Here is a 16,119-nt window from a genome sequence, read left to right on the forward strand (position 1 = left end):
GCGGCTCCTCACGGTCATCAGCGGTCTAACTCGGGTCAGATGTCTGATCGGTGAGCACGACGCCGAGGACCGCCCCGGCGTCCACCTGCCGCCCGACCTCGACCAGGAGTTCGGTCAGCACCCCGTCCGCCGGGGCGTCGATCCGGTGCTGCATCTTCATCGCCTCCAGCCAGAGCAGCGGCTGACCGGCCGTCACCCGCTGGCCCGCCTCCACCGCCAACCGCACCACCGTGCCCGGCATCGGCGCGAGCAGTGACCCGGGGGCGGTCTGTGCCACCGGGTCCGGGAACCGGTCCACGGCGGTCAGGGTCACCGGGCCCAGCGGCGAGTCGACGTACACCCGCCGCCCGTAGCAGGCCACGGCGAAGGCTCGGCGCACGCCGCCGACGTCCAGCACCACCCGCTCCGGCCCGGCGTCGACCAGTCCGACCTCGCCGAAGGCCTCGCCGAAGGCCTCGCCGAAGGCCTCGCCGAAGGCCTCGCCGGACCCGTCGCCGGACCCGTCGGCGGACACCTCCGCGACCAGGCCACCCCGGGTGTGCCGGTAGCCGACCTCCGCTTCGAGGTACCTGGTGCGCTGCGCCTGCGAGGGGATGTTGCGCCAGCCGGACGGCAGTCCGCGCTGCACCGGTGCCGCCGCGCGCCGGGTGTCGGCCTCGGCCAGCGCCGCCGCCAGCGCGGACAGGCGCCGGGTGTCGGCCTCGGCGAGCGGGCGGGCGAGGCCGTCCAGGCCGTGCCGGTCGAAGAAGGCGGTGTCGGTCTCCCCGGCCAGGAACGCCGGGTGCCGCAGCACCCGGACCAGCAGGTCCCGGTTGGTGGTCGGGCCGTGGAGTTCGGCCCGGGCCAGGGCGCGGGCCAGGACCGCGGCGGCCTCGGCCCGGCTCGGCCCGCAGCCGATGACCTTGGCCAGCATCGGGTCGTAGTGGATGCCCACCTCGCTGCCGTCGGTGACGCCGGAGTCCAGCCTGATCCCGGCGCCGCCGCCGGGGTTCGCGAACTCGGCGGCGACGCCCGGCAGCCGGAACCGGTGCAGCGGCCCGCTCTGCGGCTGCCAGCCCGCCGCCGGGTCCTCCGCGTACAGCCGCGCCTCGATCGCGTAGCCGTCGCGGGCGGGCGGCTCGGCGGGCAGCCGGGCGCCCTCGGCGATCCGCAGCTGCCAGCGGACCAGGTCGAGACCGGTGGTGCACTCGGTGACCGGGTGCTCCACCTGGAGCCGGGTGTTCATCTCCAGGAAGAAGAACCGCCCGGAGTCGTCGGCCAGGAACTCGACGGTGCCCGCGCCGACGTAGCCGACCGCCCTGGCCGCCCGCCGGGACGCCTCGAACAGCGCCTCGCGCATCTGCGGCAGCCGCTCCACCAGCGGCGAGGGCGCCTCTTCGAGCACCTTCTGGTGCCGCCGCTGGATCGAGCACTCGCGTTCGCCGACCGCCCAGACCGTGCCGTGCCGGTCGGCGAGCAGCTGCACCTCTATGTGGTGTCCGGTGGGCAGGTAGGGCTCACAGAAGACGGTCGGGTCGCCGAACGCGGACGCTGCCTCCGCCCGCGCCGCCGCCAGCTCCCCGGGCAGCTCGGCGAGGGTGCGCACCACCCGCATGCCGCGCCCGCCGCCGCCCGCCGACGCCTTGACCAGGACCGGCAGGTCCGCCTCGGTGAGCGCGTCCGGGTCGGCCTCGGCCAGTACCGGGACTCCGGCGGCGGCCATCAGCCGCTTGGCCTCGATCTTGCTGCCCATGGACTCGACGGCCCGCGGCGGCGGCCCGATCCACACCAGTCCGGCGGCGACCACCGCCCGGGCGAAGGCGGCGTTCTCCGACAGGAAGCCGTAGCCGGGGTGCACCGCGTCCGCGCCCGCCCGCCGCGCGGCCTCGATCAGCAGGTCGGCCCGGAGGTAGGTGTCGCCGGGCGCGGTGCCGGGCAGCCGCACGGCCGCGTCGGCCTCGACCACGTGCGGCGCGTCCTCGTCGGCGTCGGAGAACACCGCCACCGTCGCCAGGCCCAGCTCCCGCGCGCTGCGGAACACCCGCCGGGCGATCTCGCCCCGGTTGGCGACCAGCACCGAGCCGATCGGCCGCGCCGGACCCAGCTCCCGCTCCTGGGCCCCGGATTCATGCTCCCCGGATTCACGGGTCGCGGATTCACGCGCCACGGACGACTCGACGGCACTCATGTGCGGAACACCCCGTATCCGGTGGCGCCCCTGACGGGCGCGGAGTGGACGGCGGACAGCGCGAGCCCGAGGACGGTGCGGGTGTCGCGCGGGTCGATCACCCCGTCGTCGTACAGCCGCCCCGACATCGCCGGGGCCAGCGACTCGCTCTCGATCTGCTGCTCGACGGCGGCGCGCGTCAGCGCGTCCTGGGCCTCGTCGTACTCCTCGCCGCGCGCCCGCGCGGCCTGCCGGGAGACGATCGAGACCACCCCGGCCAGCTGCGCCGGGCCCATCACCGCCGACTTGGCGCCCGGCCAGGAGAACAGGAACCTGGGCCCGTAGGCCCGCCCGCACATGCCGTAGTTGCCCGCGCCGTAGGAGGCGCCGAGCACCACCGTCAGGTGCGGGACCTTCGAGTTCGACACCGCGTTGATCATCATCGCGCCGTGCTTGATGATGCCGCCCTGCTCGAACTCCCGGCCGACCATGTAGCCGGTGGTGTTCTGCAGGAACAGCAGCGGCGTGTCCGCCTGGTTGGCCAGCTGGATGAACTGCGCTGCCTTCTGCGCCTCCTGGCTGAAGAGCACCCCGCGGGCGTTGGCCAGCACGCCGACCGGGTAGCCGTGCAGCCGGGCCCAACCGGTGACCAGGCTGGCCCCGTACAAGGGCTTGAACTCGTCGAAGTCGGAGTCGTCCACGATCCGGGCGATCACCTCGCGCGGGTCGAACGGGATCTTGAGGTCGGTCGGGACGATCCCGGCCAGCTCCTCCTCGTCGTGGCGCGGCGGCAGCACCTCGGCGGCGGGCGGCGGCCCGGCCTTGCGCCAGTTGAGCCGGGCGACGATGCCCCGGCCGATCCGCAGCGCGTCCAGCTCGTCGGCGGCCATGTGGTCGGCCAGGCCGGAGGTGCGGGCGTGCATCTCGGCCCCGCCCAGCGACTCGTCGTCGGACTCCTCGCCGGTGGCCATCTTCACCAGCGGCGGGCCCGCCAGGAACACCTTGGCCCGCTCCTTGACCATCACCACGTGGTCGGACATCCCGGGGACGTACGCCCCACCGGCGGTCGAGTTTCCGAATACCAGCGCGATGGTCGGCACTCCGGCCGCCGAGGCCCGGGTCAGGTCGCGGAACATCCGGCCGCCGGGGACGAAGATCTCCTTCTGGGTGGGCAGGTCCGCGCCGCCGGACTCGACCAGGCTGACCGTCGGCAGCCGGTTCTCCGCCGCGATCTCGGCCGCGCGGAAGGCCTTCTGCAGCGTCCACGGGTTGCTCGCGCCGCCGCGCACCGTCGGGTCGTTCGCGGTGACCAGGCACTCCACCCCGGCGACCACCCCGATGCCGGTGACCAGCCCGGCCCCGACCGGGAAGTCGCTGCCCCAGGCGGCGAGGGTGGACAGTTCCAGGAACGCCGAGTCCTGGTCGACCAGCAGTTCGATCCGCTCGCGCGGCAGCAGCTTGCCGCGCGCGTGGTGCCGGTCGCGGTACTTGGCGCCGCCCCCGGCGAGCGCCTTGGCGTGCTCGGCGTCCAGCTCGGCCAGCCGCTCCAGCGTCGCCTCCCGGTTGCGCAGGTACTCGGGCGAACCCGGGTCCAGCACGGACCTCAGCACGGTCACAGCAGTACCTCCGGTATCTCGGTCCAGCGCGAGCGCAGCCACTCGCCGACCGCCTTGCCCTGCGGGTCGAACCGCACGTTCGCGGCCACCCCGGCCCCGAGCAGGCCGTCCACCACGAAGTTCAGCGCCCGCAGGTTGGGCAGCGGGTGCCGGGTCACCGGCAGTCCGGCGGTCTCCGGCAGCAGCCGCCGGAACTCCTCGACCGTGAGCGTGTGCGCCAGCCAGCGCCAGGCGTCCTCGGTCCTGGCCCACACGCCGACGTTGACCGCGCCGCCCTTGTCGCCGCTGCGGGCGCCGAGCACGGCCCCCAGCGGCGCCCGGCGCACCGGCCCGGCCGGAAGCGGCGGCGGCAGCACCGGCGGACCGGCGTCGGCCGAGGGCAGCGGATCCTTCGCGGGCGGGACCGCGATCCGGCGGCCGTCGGCCAGCACCGCCGTGTGCTCGACCAGCCCGGCGTCCACGAAGGCGGCCTCGAAAACCCCGTACGGGGCGGCGTCGCCGGGCGGGGCGGTGAGATGGAAGCCGGGGTACCCGGCCAGGGCCAGTTCCACCGCCGCGCCGGTGAAGGCGCGGCCGAGCCGCTCCCGGTCGCCGCCGCGCACCACGCACCGCAGCAGCGCGCTGGCCTCCTCCTCCCGGTCGGCGTCGGCGCGGTCGGTGCGGACCAGCGTCCAGGCGGTCTCCACGCCGTCGAGCACGCCGCTGTACTCCAGTTGCTCCCGGGCCAGCGCCGCCTTGGCCGCGATGTCCAGGCCGGTGAGCACGAACTCCACCTGGTTGCGGTAGCCGCCGACCGAGGTGCGGCCGACCTTGAGCGCGGGCGGCGGCGCCTCGCCGCGCACCCCGCTGATCCGGACCCGGTCGGGACCGGTGTCCGCGAGCTCGACCGTGTCGAAGCGGGCGGTGACGTCGGGGCCCGGGTAGCGCGCGCCGCCGATCTCGTAGAGCAGCTGGGCGGTGACCGTGCCGCGGGTCACCGCGCCGCCGGTGCCCGGGTGCTTGGTGATCACGCTGCTGCCGTCGGCGTACACCTCGGCGATCGGGAAGCCGGGGCGGCGCAGGTCGGGGATCTCGGTGAAGAAGGAGTAGTTGCCGCCGGTCGCCTGGGCGCCGCACTCGATCACGTGCCCGGCGACCACCGCCCCGGCCAGCGCGTCGTAGTCCTCCCGGCCCCAGCCGAAGTGGGCCGCGGCCGGGCCGAGCACCAGTGAGGCGTCGGTGGTCCGGCCGGTGACCACCACGTCGGCACCGGCCTCCAGGCAGGCGGCGATGCCCCAGCCGCCCAGATAGGCGTTGGCGGTGAGCGGGCTGCCGAGCCCCAGCTCGGCCGCGCGCGGCAGCAGTTCGTCACCCTCGACGTGGGCGACCGCGACCGTCAGCCCGAGCCGCTGGGCCAGCTCCCGGATCGCCCGGGCCAGCCCGGCCGGGTTCAGCCCGCCGGCATTGCTGACGATCTTCACCCCGCGCTCCAGCGCCGGGCCCAGGGTGGACTCCAACTGCCGCAGAAAGGTTTTGGCATAGCCGCCGCCGGAGTCCCGCAGCCGGTCCCGGCCCAGGATCAGCATGGTCAGCTCGGCCAGGTAGTCCCCGGTCAGCACGTCGAGCCCGCCGCCGTCCAGCAGCTCCCGCAGCGCGGAGAACCGGTCCCCGTAGAACCCGGAGGCGTTCCCCACCCGCAGCGGGGCCACCCGCGCGGCATCAGGGGACGCAGCGGCCGAACGGGCGATCGGATCAGGATCGGTCATCGCCCCACCGTGCCACGCACCCCTGAAAAAAGCAATCATGATCGCTTGTTTTTACATCAACAGCTTCCCCGGACAACGGCTGCGCCCTGCCGCCGCGTCGCCCCGGTCACCCGCCGGGGCATCGGGTCGGGCGGCGGCTACACCGCGGTCAGTTCCGCCACCAGTCGTCCAACGGGGTGACCGGGACCGTCCGCTTGTGCCGGGTGGCCAGGTAGATCGACTCCAGCCGGTCCGCCACCTCCGGCGCGACGTCGCGGCCTTCCAGGTAGTCGTCGATCTGGGTGTACGTCAGGCCGAGCGCCACCTCGTCGGGCAGCGCGGGCCGGTCGTCCTCCAGGTCGGCGGTCGGGACCTTCTGCCAGGTGCTCGCCGGTGCGCCCAGCTCCGCGAGCAGGGCCGCTCCCTGGCGCTTGGTCAGACCGGTCAGCGGGGTGACGTCGGCGCCGCCGTCGCCGAACTTGGTGAAGAACCCGGTCACCGCCTCCGCGGCATGGTCGGTGCCGACGGCCAGCAGGTTCAGCTGCCCGGCGATCGCGTACCAGATCACCATCCGCTCGCGGGCCTTGAGGTTGCCGCGGACGAAGTCCCGCAGCTGGGACGTGTCGCCCAGCAGCTCCCCGAGCCCACGCGCGGTCTCGGCGGCGACCGCGTCCGCACCCGGCTTGACGTTCACCGTGACCGCCCGGTCGGGCCGGATGAACTCCAACGAGATCTGTGCGTCGTGCTCGTCCGCCTGGACGCCGTAGGGCAGCCGCACCGCGACGAAGGTGGCCTGGTGCCCCTCGGCCCGCAGTTCCTCGGCCGCCAGCTGGGACAGCCGGCCCGCCAGCGTGCTGTCCTGGCCGCCGCTGATCCCGAGCACGAAGCCCTTGGCCGGGGTCGCCCGCAGATAGTCCTTGAGGAAGTCGACCCGTTTCCGGATCTCGACCGCAGCCACGATGGTCGGCTCAACGCCGAGGTCAGCGATGATTTGCTTCCGTAGGTTCGCCATCCGGGTACTCTACTGGCCGGAAACGGGGCACGGGAATCCGGGCCCAATCCCGCCGGTGCCGTTTCATCCCCGCTACGTGGGTATACGGCCGGAGTCCGCATCGCCGCGTCCGGGAGCGCTCGTGTTCGAAGTCATCGTCCTGCTCATGATTGCCGTCGCCGCTGCCGCCGTCGCCGTCCTCCTGGCCTGGCACGACCACGTGGTCACCCATCCCCGATCGGCCCGGACCAGCAGGCGGGTCGAGTGGATCGTGGACCGGTGGGAGCAGGCGACGGCCCGCACAGCCCGAGCCGTCGTCGAGCTGATGCGCGCCCAGGACCGCCGCAACGGCCTCAGCAGGTAGACCCGCAACACTCCGGCACCGGCCGCCTGCGCCGTGGGGATGATCGGCTGATCGTGAATGCGCGCCGAGGGGGTATCCGCCGATCATGACCTGCGACAGCCCCGCCCGTTCCTCCCGCCGCCGCACTCGGTTCTGGCGGGTGCATCATGCGGCCGAGCAGGTGAGCACCCTCCTGGGGCGGCTGATCGCCATCGGCTGCCTGCTCGGGATACCCCTCGTTGCCGGGAAACGGTGAACCAGGGGCGGTGTGTGACCGGTTCGGGCGGACGCTCACGGGTGAACTTCCGCCGAACCGCTCCCGCGCCGCGCCTCGATCGCGCATGCTGGACCAAGCCCTCGCCGTCCCCCCGTCGGTGAGGGCGCCCGCGTGTCCGGCGTAAGGCGGCGCATGCCGGGTAGTCGGCCGCCATGGGTCAATTCCTCGCCGTGCTCGCCATCATCGCCTGCCTCGTGCGCATCGTCACCGTCGACAAGCACGACCAGGAAGGACGCGGCTGCGTCCTCTCGCTGCTGCTGATGGCCGCCATCACGGTGCTGGGGTTCTACGTCATCGAGTCCTGAGCGGGCGGCCACACCGCGCGGACCGCGCGGCGGGGTTCTCCCGCAGGTGCGTCGGCTGGCCTGGGACGGGCACCGGGTGGACGGTCGACGCGGCGGAAGCGGACCGGCTGGCCCTGCGTTCGCCGCGTTGCACGCGCGCGGCTCCAGCGTGGTGACCGCCGAGGTCGATGCCGACAACACGGCTTCGAACACGCTGATGCGCGGACTGGGCGGTCAGGTGACCGGCGCGGAGCACGAACTACACCGTCGGCCCCTCACGCCACAGGGCGCGTGAAGTACCGGTCCTGACGGTGGAGCCCCCAACGGGCGCTCACCGTCGCGCAGGTGTCGCGGACTTCCGCCACCATCCGTAGTCATCAGGTGACAGAAAGCATGGTCGCATACAAACCGGGTAGGGGCCGATCGGGCAGGAGAGCTGTGCAGCGCGGCTGACGGGGGCTCCGAATCCCATCGAGGGTGTGGCAGGCCGACGAGGACCACAGGCGCTTTGACCCACTCGACGCCCACGCGATCCGGCAGGAGGAGTGAACGATGACTGCCCCCAAGGACGGCCCCCCGGCCGAGGCCCAACTGTCACAGGTAATCGACTACGCGCAGCTCAGCCACTACGGCGTGGGGCACGGGCGGGTCGTCCTGGAACTCATCGACCGGGTGGGGGGCATCTGCTCCTCCGCCTACTGCGAGGGCGAGGTCCGCACGGTCGCGGTGAGCGAGCTGCGGTTCCTGGACTCGACCCGCCTCGGCGACGTGGTCCTGGCCACGGCGCGGGTGGACTGGGTCGGGCGCAGCTCGATGGACGTCGCGGTTACCGTGACGGCGTCCCCGCACGAGGGTGGGCGCAGTCGTTCGGTGTCCGTCGCGCGCCTGGTCTTCGTCGCGGTCGACGAGCAGGGCAAGCCCCGGCCGGTCCCGCCGCTGCGGCCCTCGAACCGGCAGGAGAGCGACCGCGACCGGGACATCGCGGCCTGGCGGGCCAGGCGGGCCGAGCTGTCCCGGGAGCTGGACCAGCTCGCCGAGGCGCCCGCCCGCGCGCGTCGCTCGACCTGCACCGGGGACGTACGGTGAACGTCGAGCGGGACTGCGTCCTGCGCGGCGGGGCGACGGTGACGGTACGTCCGCTGCGCCCGCAGGAGGCCGCCGGACTGCGGGCCCTGCGCGGGCGCTGCTCGGCGCCGTCCGGGAACTGACCCGGCGTCACGGCAACACCGCCGCCCCCACCGGCTGACCCCGGCGGGGCGCGCGTACGCCCGCGCGCCCCGGCGCCGTCAGCGCTGCCGCCAGCCGCCGTCCGGGCCGCGCCGACGTGCGCGGACCGCCGCCACGGCGTCGCGGGCCGGGCGGACCACGCGCGCCAGGTTCACTCCGTAGCCGACACCGAACGCGTGCGGGGTCAGCAGGGAGTCGTTGTCGGGGTCCCAGTACTCCCTCCTGACCCGGTCCGCGGCGGGCTTGCGGAAGTCGTACGGGAGCCCCAGCACCCGTCCGCGCCCGGTGCGGTCCTCCTTCGGCTGCCTCGCCTCCTTGACCACCGCGAGCGCTGCCCACCCGCAGACGGCCGCCAGGACCAGCGTGTTCTTCGACATGGTGCCCCTCTCCTGCTGCTGCTCCGGCGCGGCCGAGCCGCGACGACCGCGGCGGGCCTCCTACCCGGAGCGGAGACGTCCACTCGCCCGCGGCTCCCCCGGCGCCGGGGGCCTCCGTTTCCGGCGGGGCCCGCAGGGCAGGCGACCGGGCGAATCCCATCCAACGGAGGCGAGCCCGGCATGAACGATTCAGCGGCACCGGAGGCGGACGCCCTGGTGGTCTTCGGGATCACCGGGGACCTGGCGCGCAAGATGACGCTCCGTTCGCTGTACCTGCTGGAGGCCGCGGGTCGGCTGAACTGCCCGGTCGTCGGCGTCGCCGTGGACGACTGGTCGCAGGAGCGGCTGCGCGACGCGATCGACGAGGCCGCCCGCGCCACGGGCGAGGAGGAAGGGCCGGTGGACGAGGAGGCGCTGGACCGGCTCCAGAACCGGACCGGCTACCTGCGCGGCGACTTCACCGATCCGGCCACCTACCAGCGGCTGGCGGAGCGGCTGAAGGGCTGCTCGCGGCCGCTGTTCTACCTGGAGATCCCGCCGTCGCTGTTCGCGCCGGTGGTGGCCGCGCTCGGCCAGGCCGGGCTCACCTCCGGCGCCCGGGTGATGATCGAGAAGCCCTTCGGCCACGACACGGCCTCGGCCCGGGAGCTGAACCAGGAGCTGCACCGGGTCCTGGACGAGGAGCAGATCCTGCGGATCGACCACTTCCTGGGCAAGCAGCCGGTGCTGGACATCGGCTTCCTGCGGTTCGCCAACACCCTGCTGGAGCCGGTGTGGAACCGCGACCACGTGGCCGCCGTCCAGGTCACCATGGCCGAGGACTTCGGCGTGGAGGGCCGGGGCGGGTTCTACGACGCGGTCGGCGCGCTGCGCGACGTGGTGCAGAACCACCTGCTGCAAGTCATCGCGCTGATCGCGATGGAGCCCCCGGGCCCGGCGGGCGACGCGGCCGCGCTGTGGGACGAGCGGATCAGGTTCTTCCGCCGCGTGGCCGACGCCGACCCCGCCCACTGCGTCCGCGGCCAGTACGAGGGCTACCAGGACGTCGCGGGCGTGGGGGCGGGCTCGCGGACCGAGACCTACGTGGCGCTGCGGCTGGCGGTGGACAACAGCCGCTGGGCCGGGGTGCCGTTCTTCGTGCGGGCCGGGAAGGCGCTCGGCGAGCGGGTCACCGAGGTGCGCGTGGTGTTCAAGCAGCCGCCCGGTTTCGCCGCCGACGGCCGGACCCACCGGGGCACGCCCAACCAGGCGGTGCTGCGGATCGACCCGGACGCGGGACTGCGGCTGACGCTGCTGTCGAAGAAGGCGGACGGCGGCACCGGCACCCAGGAGGTGCACCTGGACCTGCCGTTCACAGCCGAGCTGGGCAAGCCGCCCACCCCCTACGAGCGGCTGCTGCACGACGCGCTCAGCGGCGACCACGCGCTGTTCACCCGGGAGGACTCGGTCGAGGAGACCTGGCGGATCCTGCAGCCGCTGCTGGACCGGCCCCCGGCGGTCCTCCCCTACCCGCGAGGCAGCTGGGGACCGGCGGCCGCGGCCGCCCTCGTCCAGGGCCACCCGTCCTGGCAGCAGCCCTGGACCGACCCGACGCCCCCGACCCCGAACACCTGACCAGGACCCCGCACAGCTGACCGTTCCCGCCGGGTTCCCCGCTCCGCTCGCCTGCGGGGCGGGGAACCCGGATCTGTGGGGCCGGTGCGGCAACTGAGCGTCCTGTGACGGGGCATACGCGCGGTATGACCGAAGCCCGCATCGAGGAAGACCCCGGACACATCGACCCGGACGACATGAACGCGATCATCGGCGCCCTGGAGTACGTCGCCGTCACCGCCGAGACCGCCCCCTCCGCCACCACCGACCCCCACCAGGACTGGACCCTGACCCTGCACTGGCTGCAGAACGGCCCGGTCTCCAGCGACACCGAAGCAGCCCTGCCCCACGTCCTCACCCGCATCCGCGAGCACTACACCCTCAACGGCACCACCCCGCCGGCCCGCCTCGAACTGCACGACCACGACCACCGCGTGCTGGCCACCATCACCCCGCCCAGCGAACCCTGAACGGCCCGCCCCACCCGCACGAACCGGCCCGGCGGCCCGCCTGCCGGGCCGTCGGGCGGGTAGGGGCCGTGGATGAGGAGAATCAGTCTGGCCGCCGTCGTCGTCGTACTCGCCGGGGCCTCGTTGACCGGGTGTCATGGCGTCACGACCGCCCCGGGCCCGGCCGGGCAGCGATCCGCGCCGGCCCCGGCCCGCGACACCGCGCCCGGGTCCGCGATCCAGGCGCTGGACGGCCTCCAGGTGCGGGCGCGGGGGCCGTTGACCGGCTACACGCGTACCGCGTTCGGTCCGGCGTGGAGCGACGACACCAGCGACCCGGACGGCCACAACGGCTGCGATACCCGTGACGACATCCTGGCCCGGGACCTGACCGGCGTCAGCTACCGGTCGGGCCACTGCACGGTGGCCTCCGGCACGCTGCACGACCCCTACACCGGCAAGGTGATCCACTTCGTGCGCGGGCCGCGCTCCGACGCGGTCGAGATAGACCACGTGGTCCCGCTCGCCGACGCCTGGGGTGCCGGGGCGGCCCAACTGACCTCCGTGCGGCGTATGGACCTGGCAGAGGACCCGCTGGAGCTGCTGGCCGTCGACGGTCCGACCAACGAGGCCAAGGGCGACGACGACGCGTCCCAGTGGCTGCCTCCGGACACCGGCGACGACTGCGCCTACGTGGCGCGGCAGATCGCGGTGAAGGCCAAGTACCACCTGTGGGTCACCCCGGCGGAGCGGACCGCGATGCGCAAGGTCCTGACCGGATGCCCCGGCCAGGGCGTGCCCACCGAATAGCCGCGCCGGGGCGCCGGTCCGTTCGCGCAAGAGCGAGGTGTGCAGGAGCGGCCTGCGGCTGGTCACCGGGCCGCCGTGGGGGCGCCGTGCCCGCGCCGCGGCTCCCGGTAACGGGATTTGAGCCAGTTCAGGGCCCGCTGGTGGCCTCGTCCTCACCCGGGGGTACCGTCAACCCCGCATGCGCTCGCCCAGCGCGGGCAGGCGACCACCATGACCCGCCACTTCGCACACCCCGTTGACCAGCCCGCGTGGATCAGCGCGGTCCTCGCCATCACCTCCTGGCTCTCGATCGCGGGCATCGCCGGGATCGCGCTCCTCCTCGGCGCCGGTTGAGTCGAGCCAGGCCACCGACATCGTCCGACGTGCCCTCGGGACAGCCGGCATAGCTGTTGATCAACGGGGTAGCCGCATGCCCATGGCATCCACGCGCACCGACCGCCACACCACCGCCCGGCCCGCCACCGGCGTGATAACCGCCGCCCTGTGGGCCGCGGTGCTCCTCGCGACCGCGGGCCTCGTGTGGTTGACGGCTCGGGGGCGTTAGGCGCCGGTTCCCGATGTCGTGCAGGCATGTCCGGCCGGATCGCGGCAAGACGATTCCCATGACAGCCCTTGTTTGGCATCCGATCCGCGATGTCCGCCTCCGCGAGGCCCTCGTGCCCGACCCCGACGGCACCAGCGACCTCGACGTGATCACCACCGGCCGCCTCGCGGTCGCCGACGGGGTCCTGTACATCGACCCGCGCGGCACCGTGCCCGACCCGGAGATCGAACCGTACGCGGTCACCGGGATACCCCTCGCCGGGGTGCGCTCGTTCAGCATCGCCATGCAAGGAATCCACGCCGGCGAGGCCGTGCGCGAGAACTGACATCGGCGGGGCCCCTCCAGGAGTTGATCCGCCCGTAGAGTGCGGGGATGACCAATTCCGAGAACGGCAGGACCGAGTGGCCCGACCTCGTCGGCGCCGACGTCGACGAAGCGGCCCTGAAGATCAACGGTGATCGACCGGACCTCGTGGTCCGCCCGGTCCCGAGTACGCATGCCGTCACGGCGGACTACCGGACGGACCGGGTGTGGCTGTGGTTCGACGAGGAGTCACGGCTGGTGTCGCGGACGCCCCGCATCGGCTGACCACCAGCGCCCTCCCACGCCGCCGACACCGAGCTCCGCCCCGTGCTGTGGCCGGCGTCACCACCCCGACGACCGTGCCACCAGGCCGAGGCAGACCAGCAGGAGCGGGACCGCCGAAACGGATGCGGTCGGCGATCACCCCTGAGCTCATCCGGCTGCCGACGGCGAGGAAGATCGGGCCGATGAACGCCCCCAGCGCCTGACGGACACCCCGTCTCGGGCCGGGATGCGTACACAGCCGCGCGTGGGCCCAGAACCGGCAGTCCGGCGCCGACGGGGTACTGGGCCCACTGCCACCAGGTCCGCGGCGGGACACCGACCGGGACCGCCGGGGAGTTCGCCGAACCGGTCCGCACCGTCTTGACCGAGCAAGGACGCCTCGCCGCGCTGACCCCGCGTCCCGATCGGGCGGCGCGGGCACCGGCCCCGGTGTCCGCGTCCTGGTCGGCGGCTTCCGTGAGCGTGGTTCCGAAGGGTGACCCCTGTCCACGGCCGGGCGTGGTTCGGGCTCAGGCGTCTCCGGCGTCCCCCGGCGCGGCGGCCTGCTCGCGGGCCGCCGCGAGACCGCGCAGCCAGGCCGCGTGCCGGGGATCGCCCGCCGGGTACGGGCAGTCGGCCGCGACCGCGCCGAACTCGTGCGCCTCGCGTCCCGCCTTGAGTGCCGCCACCAGCTCGCCCCGCACCACCACCGCGCTCACCCCTTCCACCGGACCGAATGGCCCAAGCCTAGCCGCGCTGCCGACCGGAGCCTGCTCCGACGGGCACCACGGAGGAGAGCGAGGAGAGCGACGAGAGCGACGAGAGCGACGAGAGCATCGAGGTCCTCGCTCGCGAGGTGCGTGGTGCCGCAGCCGCTCGGGTGGGTGTCGGTTTTCCGGGCCGGTGGCGGCGGGTGCCGGGTTCGTAGCGAAAGTCACCGGTTCGGCCGTGTCCGATGTCCCCTCCAGGGCGGTCGCATCGCAGGCTGAGGGGTGACACGCGGGAGGCGAGGGGCCGCCCGCCCGCGAGAGGACGGTTCGATGACCACGTCCGCGCTCACCCCGGAGATCGAGGCCCGGTTCGCCGGGGTCCGGCGGATCGCCGAGGCCGTCCTCTACTCCGGCTGCCAGCTCTACCCGTACCGTGCCCAGGCGCCCGGGGGCAGGCCCGGTCGGCTGGCCGGGCTGCTGGTGCCCCCGGCCTGGGGCGCGCGCAGCGGCGAGCACACCGTCCAGCGGACCGAGTGCCTGCTGGAGCCGGGACCGGACGCCACCCTGCTGGCCGAGCTGCGGTTCCTGCACACCCAGCGCTGCACCGTGCAGCGGACCGGCCCGGACGGGGTCTACCGGGACACCCCCTCGCTGCGCCTCGCCGACCGGCTGCTCACCGGCTGGGACGAGGGTGTCGAGGAGCGGATCCAGCTGGCCCTGAAGGTCTCCGAGCTCAGCAGCGACGGCCGGGAGCTGCCCTTCGGCTGCCCGGAGCACGAGGAGACCGAGGCACTGTACGACGCCGCCGGGCGCCTGGTCGGCCGGATCGTCCGTCGGCGCGAGGAGGTCCGGGGCGTGATCCGGATCGCCGCCGCCGACCTCCCCGGGCAGCGCCCGCTGCGGCGGCTCACCGCCGAGATCGGCAACGGCAGCGGCTGGGCGCCGTCGCACCAGGACGCCGAGCGGGCCTCGGCGCTGCCGCACTCGCTGGTCGCGACCCACCTGATGCTCGGTCTCAGCGAGGGCGCGTTCCTCTCCCTGGCCGACCCGCCGGAATGGGCCCGGAGCGCCGCCGCCGACTGCGACAACCTCAACACCTGGCCGGTCCTGGCGGGCGAGGCAGGCCGCTGCGACGTGATGCTGTCCGCCCCGGTCACCCTGCCGGACCACCCGGACCGCCCGGGGGCGGTCCCGGCGGCGGACCGGCCCGGCCACGGCGGCTGCTCGGCGTCGCTCCGCTCCCGCTGCGACCGGTCCGAGTCCTGCGCGCCGGACGAGCGTCCCGAACCGGAGGCCGCGACCGCAGGGGAGCCCGCCCATCCGTAGCCGGACCGACGGAGTGGCGTCCCCTTTATAGGGGAGCAAATGGTCTATAAGACTACAAAGGCCCACACAATCAACGGGAGGGTGCCTCGTGGCCGAGGAGCTCCGTTCGCGTCGCCGCACCACGGCCGCGCTGCTGGCCACCACCGCCTTCGCCGCCTGCGCCGGGGCCTGGATGCTGCACGACGGCCTGCGGACCTCGGCCCCGCCGCAGCCCTCGGCCTGGGACGCCGTACCGGCCACCGCCTCCGCGGTGCCCTCCGGGAGCGCGGGGCCCTCCGCCGCGGCGCAGGCGGCGGCCATGCCCGCCTCGGCGCCGGTACGGATCCGGATCCCCTCGATCGGCGTCGACGCGCCGGTGACCGGGGAGCGGCTGGGGCCGGACCGGCGGCTGTCCGTCCCCTCGGACACCGACCGGAACCTGGCCGGGTGGTTCCAGGACGGCCCGGCCCCGGGCAGTGCCGGGAACGCGATCATGCTGGGCCACGTCGACACCTGGCAGGGCCCTGCGGTCTTCTACAATCTGGGCGCGCTGCACAAGGGCCAGGCGGTCGACGTGACCCGGCGCGACCACAGCACCGCGGTCTTCTCGGTGGACGCCATCGCCGTCTACGCCAAGGACGACTTCCCCTCGCAGAAGGTCTACGGTCCGACCAACCGTCCCGAGCTGCGCCTGATCACCTGCGGCGGCGGCTACACGCAGTCCACCGGCTACCTGGGCAATGTGGTCGTCTACGCGCATCTGACCGGCAAGAAGTAGGGCCGACCGCCGGTTTCGCCCGTCCGATCGCCGCCCAGCGCCCGGATCCGGGCCGGTTTCAGAGGTCAGGACGCAGAAGCCAGGCCGGTCTTACCCCTCGAAAACAGGACCGAAACGGGCATTTCGCCTTTGCCCCCTGTGACGGTCGCCACACGGCTTCCGGGCAGTACGACCGCTCATAGTTGATCCTTACGCTCCACTCACACCCCTCCCGGCCCGCCTGGCCCGGATCAGCCGGACGGTCCCGGCCGACCGTCCGCGCGGCGGCGCCCGCCTCCCGCGATTGCTGGTCCCCGGAGCGGTTCCGGCGGCGCCCACCGGCGTCCCGACGGGCTGCCGGGAAGCCTCCCGAGGGCTCCGGGAACGGTTGTAGACCGG

At 73.8% G+C, this 16,119-nt stretch carries 18 protein-coding genes; 12 read left to right on the forward strand and 6 right to left on the reverse strand.

Going from position 1 to position 16,119, the window contains the following annotated elements; translation table 11 throughout:
• Positions 1–25: 25 nt before the first annotated feature.
• The 4 genes from GXP74_RS23585 to nadE all read right to left on the reverse strand — a co-directional run bounded on the left by GXP74_RS23585 (position 26) and on the right by nadE (position 6,498).
• Positions 26–2,167 carry a biotin carboxylase N-terminal domain-containing protein gene (locus GXP74_RS23585; protein WP_182453239.1) on the reverse strand — a complete coding sequence of 714 codons (2,142 nt, stop codon included), beginning with the start codon at positions 2,165–2,167 and terminating at the stop codon, positions 26–28.
• The gene (locus GXP74_RS23590; RefSeq protein ID WP_182453240.1) at positions 2,164–3,762 is read right to left on the reverse strand and encodes an acyl-CoA carboxylase subunit beta; all 1,599 of its coding nucleotides are present in this window, start codon (positions 3,760–3,762) and stop codon (positions 2,164–2,166) included. Before GXP74_RS23590 ends, GXP74_RS23585 begins: the two co-directional genes overlap by 4 nt.
• Positions 3,759–5,507, reverse strand: a complete 1,749-nt coding sequence (locus GXP74_RS23595) for an acyclic terpene utilization AtuA family protein (protein WP_182453241.1) — start codon at positions 5,505–5,507, stop codon at positions 3,759–3,761. Before GXP74_RS23595 ends, GXP74_RS23590 begins: the two co-directional genes overlap by 4 nt.
• Before the next feature lie 148 nt (positions 5,508–5,655).
• The gene (gene nadE, locus GXP74_RS23600; protein ID WP_182453242.1) at positions 5,656–6,498 is read right to left on the reverse strand and encodes an ammonia-dependent NAD(+) synthetase; all 843 of its coding nucleotides are present in this window, start codon (positions 6,496–6,498) and stop codon (positions 5,656–5,658) included.
• Between the two features lie 121 nt (positions 6,499–6,619).
• On the opposite strand from nadE, the gene GXP74_RS23605 reads away from it, so the two are divergent.
• From GXP74_RS23605 to GXP74_RS41625, 4 genes are all read left to right on the forward strand, one after another.
• Positions 6,620–6,841 (forward strand): hypothetical protein, encoded by a 222-nt coding sequence (locus GXP74_RS23605; RefSeq protein WP_182453243.1) that lies wholly within the window; start codon positions 6,620–6,622, stop codon positions 6,839–6,841.
• 408 nt (positions 6,842–7,249) lie between these two features.
• Positions 7,250–7,402 (forward strand): hypothetical protein, encoded by a 153-nt coding sequence (locus tag GXP74_RS23610; RefSeq protein WP_182453244.1) that lies wholly within the window; start codon positions 7,250–7,252, stop codon positions 7,400–7,402.
• A 531-nt stretch (positions 7,403–7,933) separates the two neighbouring features.
• On the forward strand, positions 7,934–8,467 hold the full coding sequence (locus GXP74_RS23615; protein ID WP_182453245.1) for an acyl-CoA thioesterase: 534 nt from the start codon (positions 7,934–7,936) through the stop codon (positions 8,465–8,467).
• On the forward strand, positions 8,464–8,589 hold the full coding sequence (locus tag GXP74_RS41625) for a hypothetical protein (protein WP_255528146.1): 126 nt from the start codon (positions 8,464–8,466) through the stop codon (positions 8,587–8,589). Before GXP74_RS23615 ends, GXP74_RS41625 begins: the two co-directional genes overlap by 4 nt.
• A 78-nt stretch (positions 8,590–8,667) precedes the next feature.
• On the opposite strand, the gene GXP74_RS23620 is transcribed toward GXP74_RS41625, so the two are convergent.
• Complete coding sequence (locus GXP74_RS23620) at positions 8,668–8,985, reverse strand: DUF5808 domain-containing protein (RefSeq protein ID WP_225448135.1); 318 nt, start codon at positions 8,983–8,985, stop codon at positions 8,668–8,670.
• A 180-nt stretch (positions 8,986–9,165) separates the two neighbouring features.
• On the opposite strand from GXP74_RS23620, the gene GXP74_RS23625 reads away from it, so the two are divergent.
• The 6 genes from GXP74_RS23625 (at position 9,166) to GXP74_RS23645 (ending at position 12,969) form a co-directional block, all read left to right on the forward strand.
• Entirely contained in the window at positions 9,166–10,599 is a 1,434-nt protein-coding gene (locus GXP74_RS23625; RefSeq protein ID WP_182453246.1) for a glucose-6-phosphate dehydrogenase, read from the forward strand.
• Positions 10,600–10,724: 125 nt separating this feature from the next.
• Positions 10,725–11,048 (forward strand): hypothetical protein, encoded by a 324-nt coding sequence (locus GXP74_RS23630; RefSeq protein WP_182453247.1) that lies wholly within the window; start codon positions 10,725–10,727, stop codon positions 11,046–11,048.
• Positions 11,049–11,120: 72 nt separating this feature from the next.
• Complete coding sequence (locus GXP74_RS23635) at positions 11,121–11,837, forward strand: HNH endonuclease family protein (RefSeq protein ID WP_182453248.1); 717 nt, start codon at positions 11,121–11,123, stop codon at positions 11,835–11,837.
• Between the two features lie 210 nt (positions 11,838–12,047).
• Positions 12,048–12,170, forward strand: coding sequence for a hypothetical protein (locus GXP74_RS41630; protein WP_255528147.1), 123 nt, complete (start codon positions 12,048–12,050; stop codon positions 12,168–12,170).
• 269 nt (positions 12,171–12,439) lie between these two features.
• Positions 12,440–12,706 carry a hypothetical protein gene (locus GXP74_RS23640; protein ID WP_182453249.1) on the forward strand — a complete coding sequence of 89 codons (267 nt, stop codon included), beginning with the start codon at positions 12,440–12,442 and terminating at the stop codon, positions 12,704–12,706.
• Between the two features lie 47 nt (positions 12,707–12,753).
• The gene (locus GXP74_RS23645) at positions 12,754–12,969 is read left to right on the forward strand and encodes a serine protease inhibitor (protein WP_182453250.1); all 216 of its coding nucleotides are present in this window, start codon (positions 12,754–12,756) and stop codon (positions 12,967–12,969) included.
• A gap of 509 nt (positions 12,970–13,478) precedes the next feature.
• On the opposite strand, the gene GXP74_RS23650 is transcribed toward GXP74_RS23645, so the two are convergent.
• Entirely contained in the window at positions 13,479–13,667 is a 189-nt protein-coding gene (locus tag GXP74_RS23650; protein WP_182453251.1) for an Rmf/CrpP family protein, read from the reverse strand.
• Between the two features lie 321 nt (positions 13,668–13,988).
• Here GXP74_RS23650 and GXP74_RS23655 point away from each other — a divergent pair, with 321 nt between their 5' ends.
• Complete coding sequence (locus GXP74_RS23655; RefSeq protein ID WP_182453252.1) at positions 13,989–14,984, forward strand: hypothetical protein; 996 nt, start codon at positions 13,989–13,991, stop codon at positions 14,982–14,984.
• A gap of 88 nt (positions 14,985–15,072) precedes the next feature.
• The gene (locus tag GXP74_RS23660) at positions 15,073–15,741 is read left to right on the forward strand and encodes a class F sortase (protein WP_225448136.1); all 669 of its coding nucleotides are present in this window, start codon (positions 15,073–15,075) and stop codon (positions 15,739–15,741) included.
• Positions 15,742–16,119 lie beyond the last annotated feature (378 nt).

The sequence above is a fragment of the Streptacidiphilus sp. P02-A3a genome (assembly GCF_014084105.1).
Classification (GTDB): Bacteria; Actinomycetota; Actinomycetes; order Streptomycetales; family Streptomycetaceae; genus Streptacidiphilus.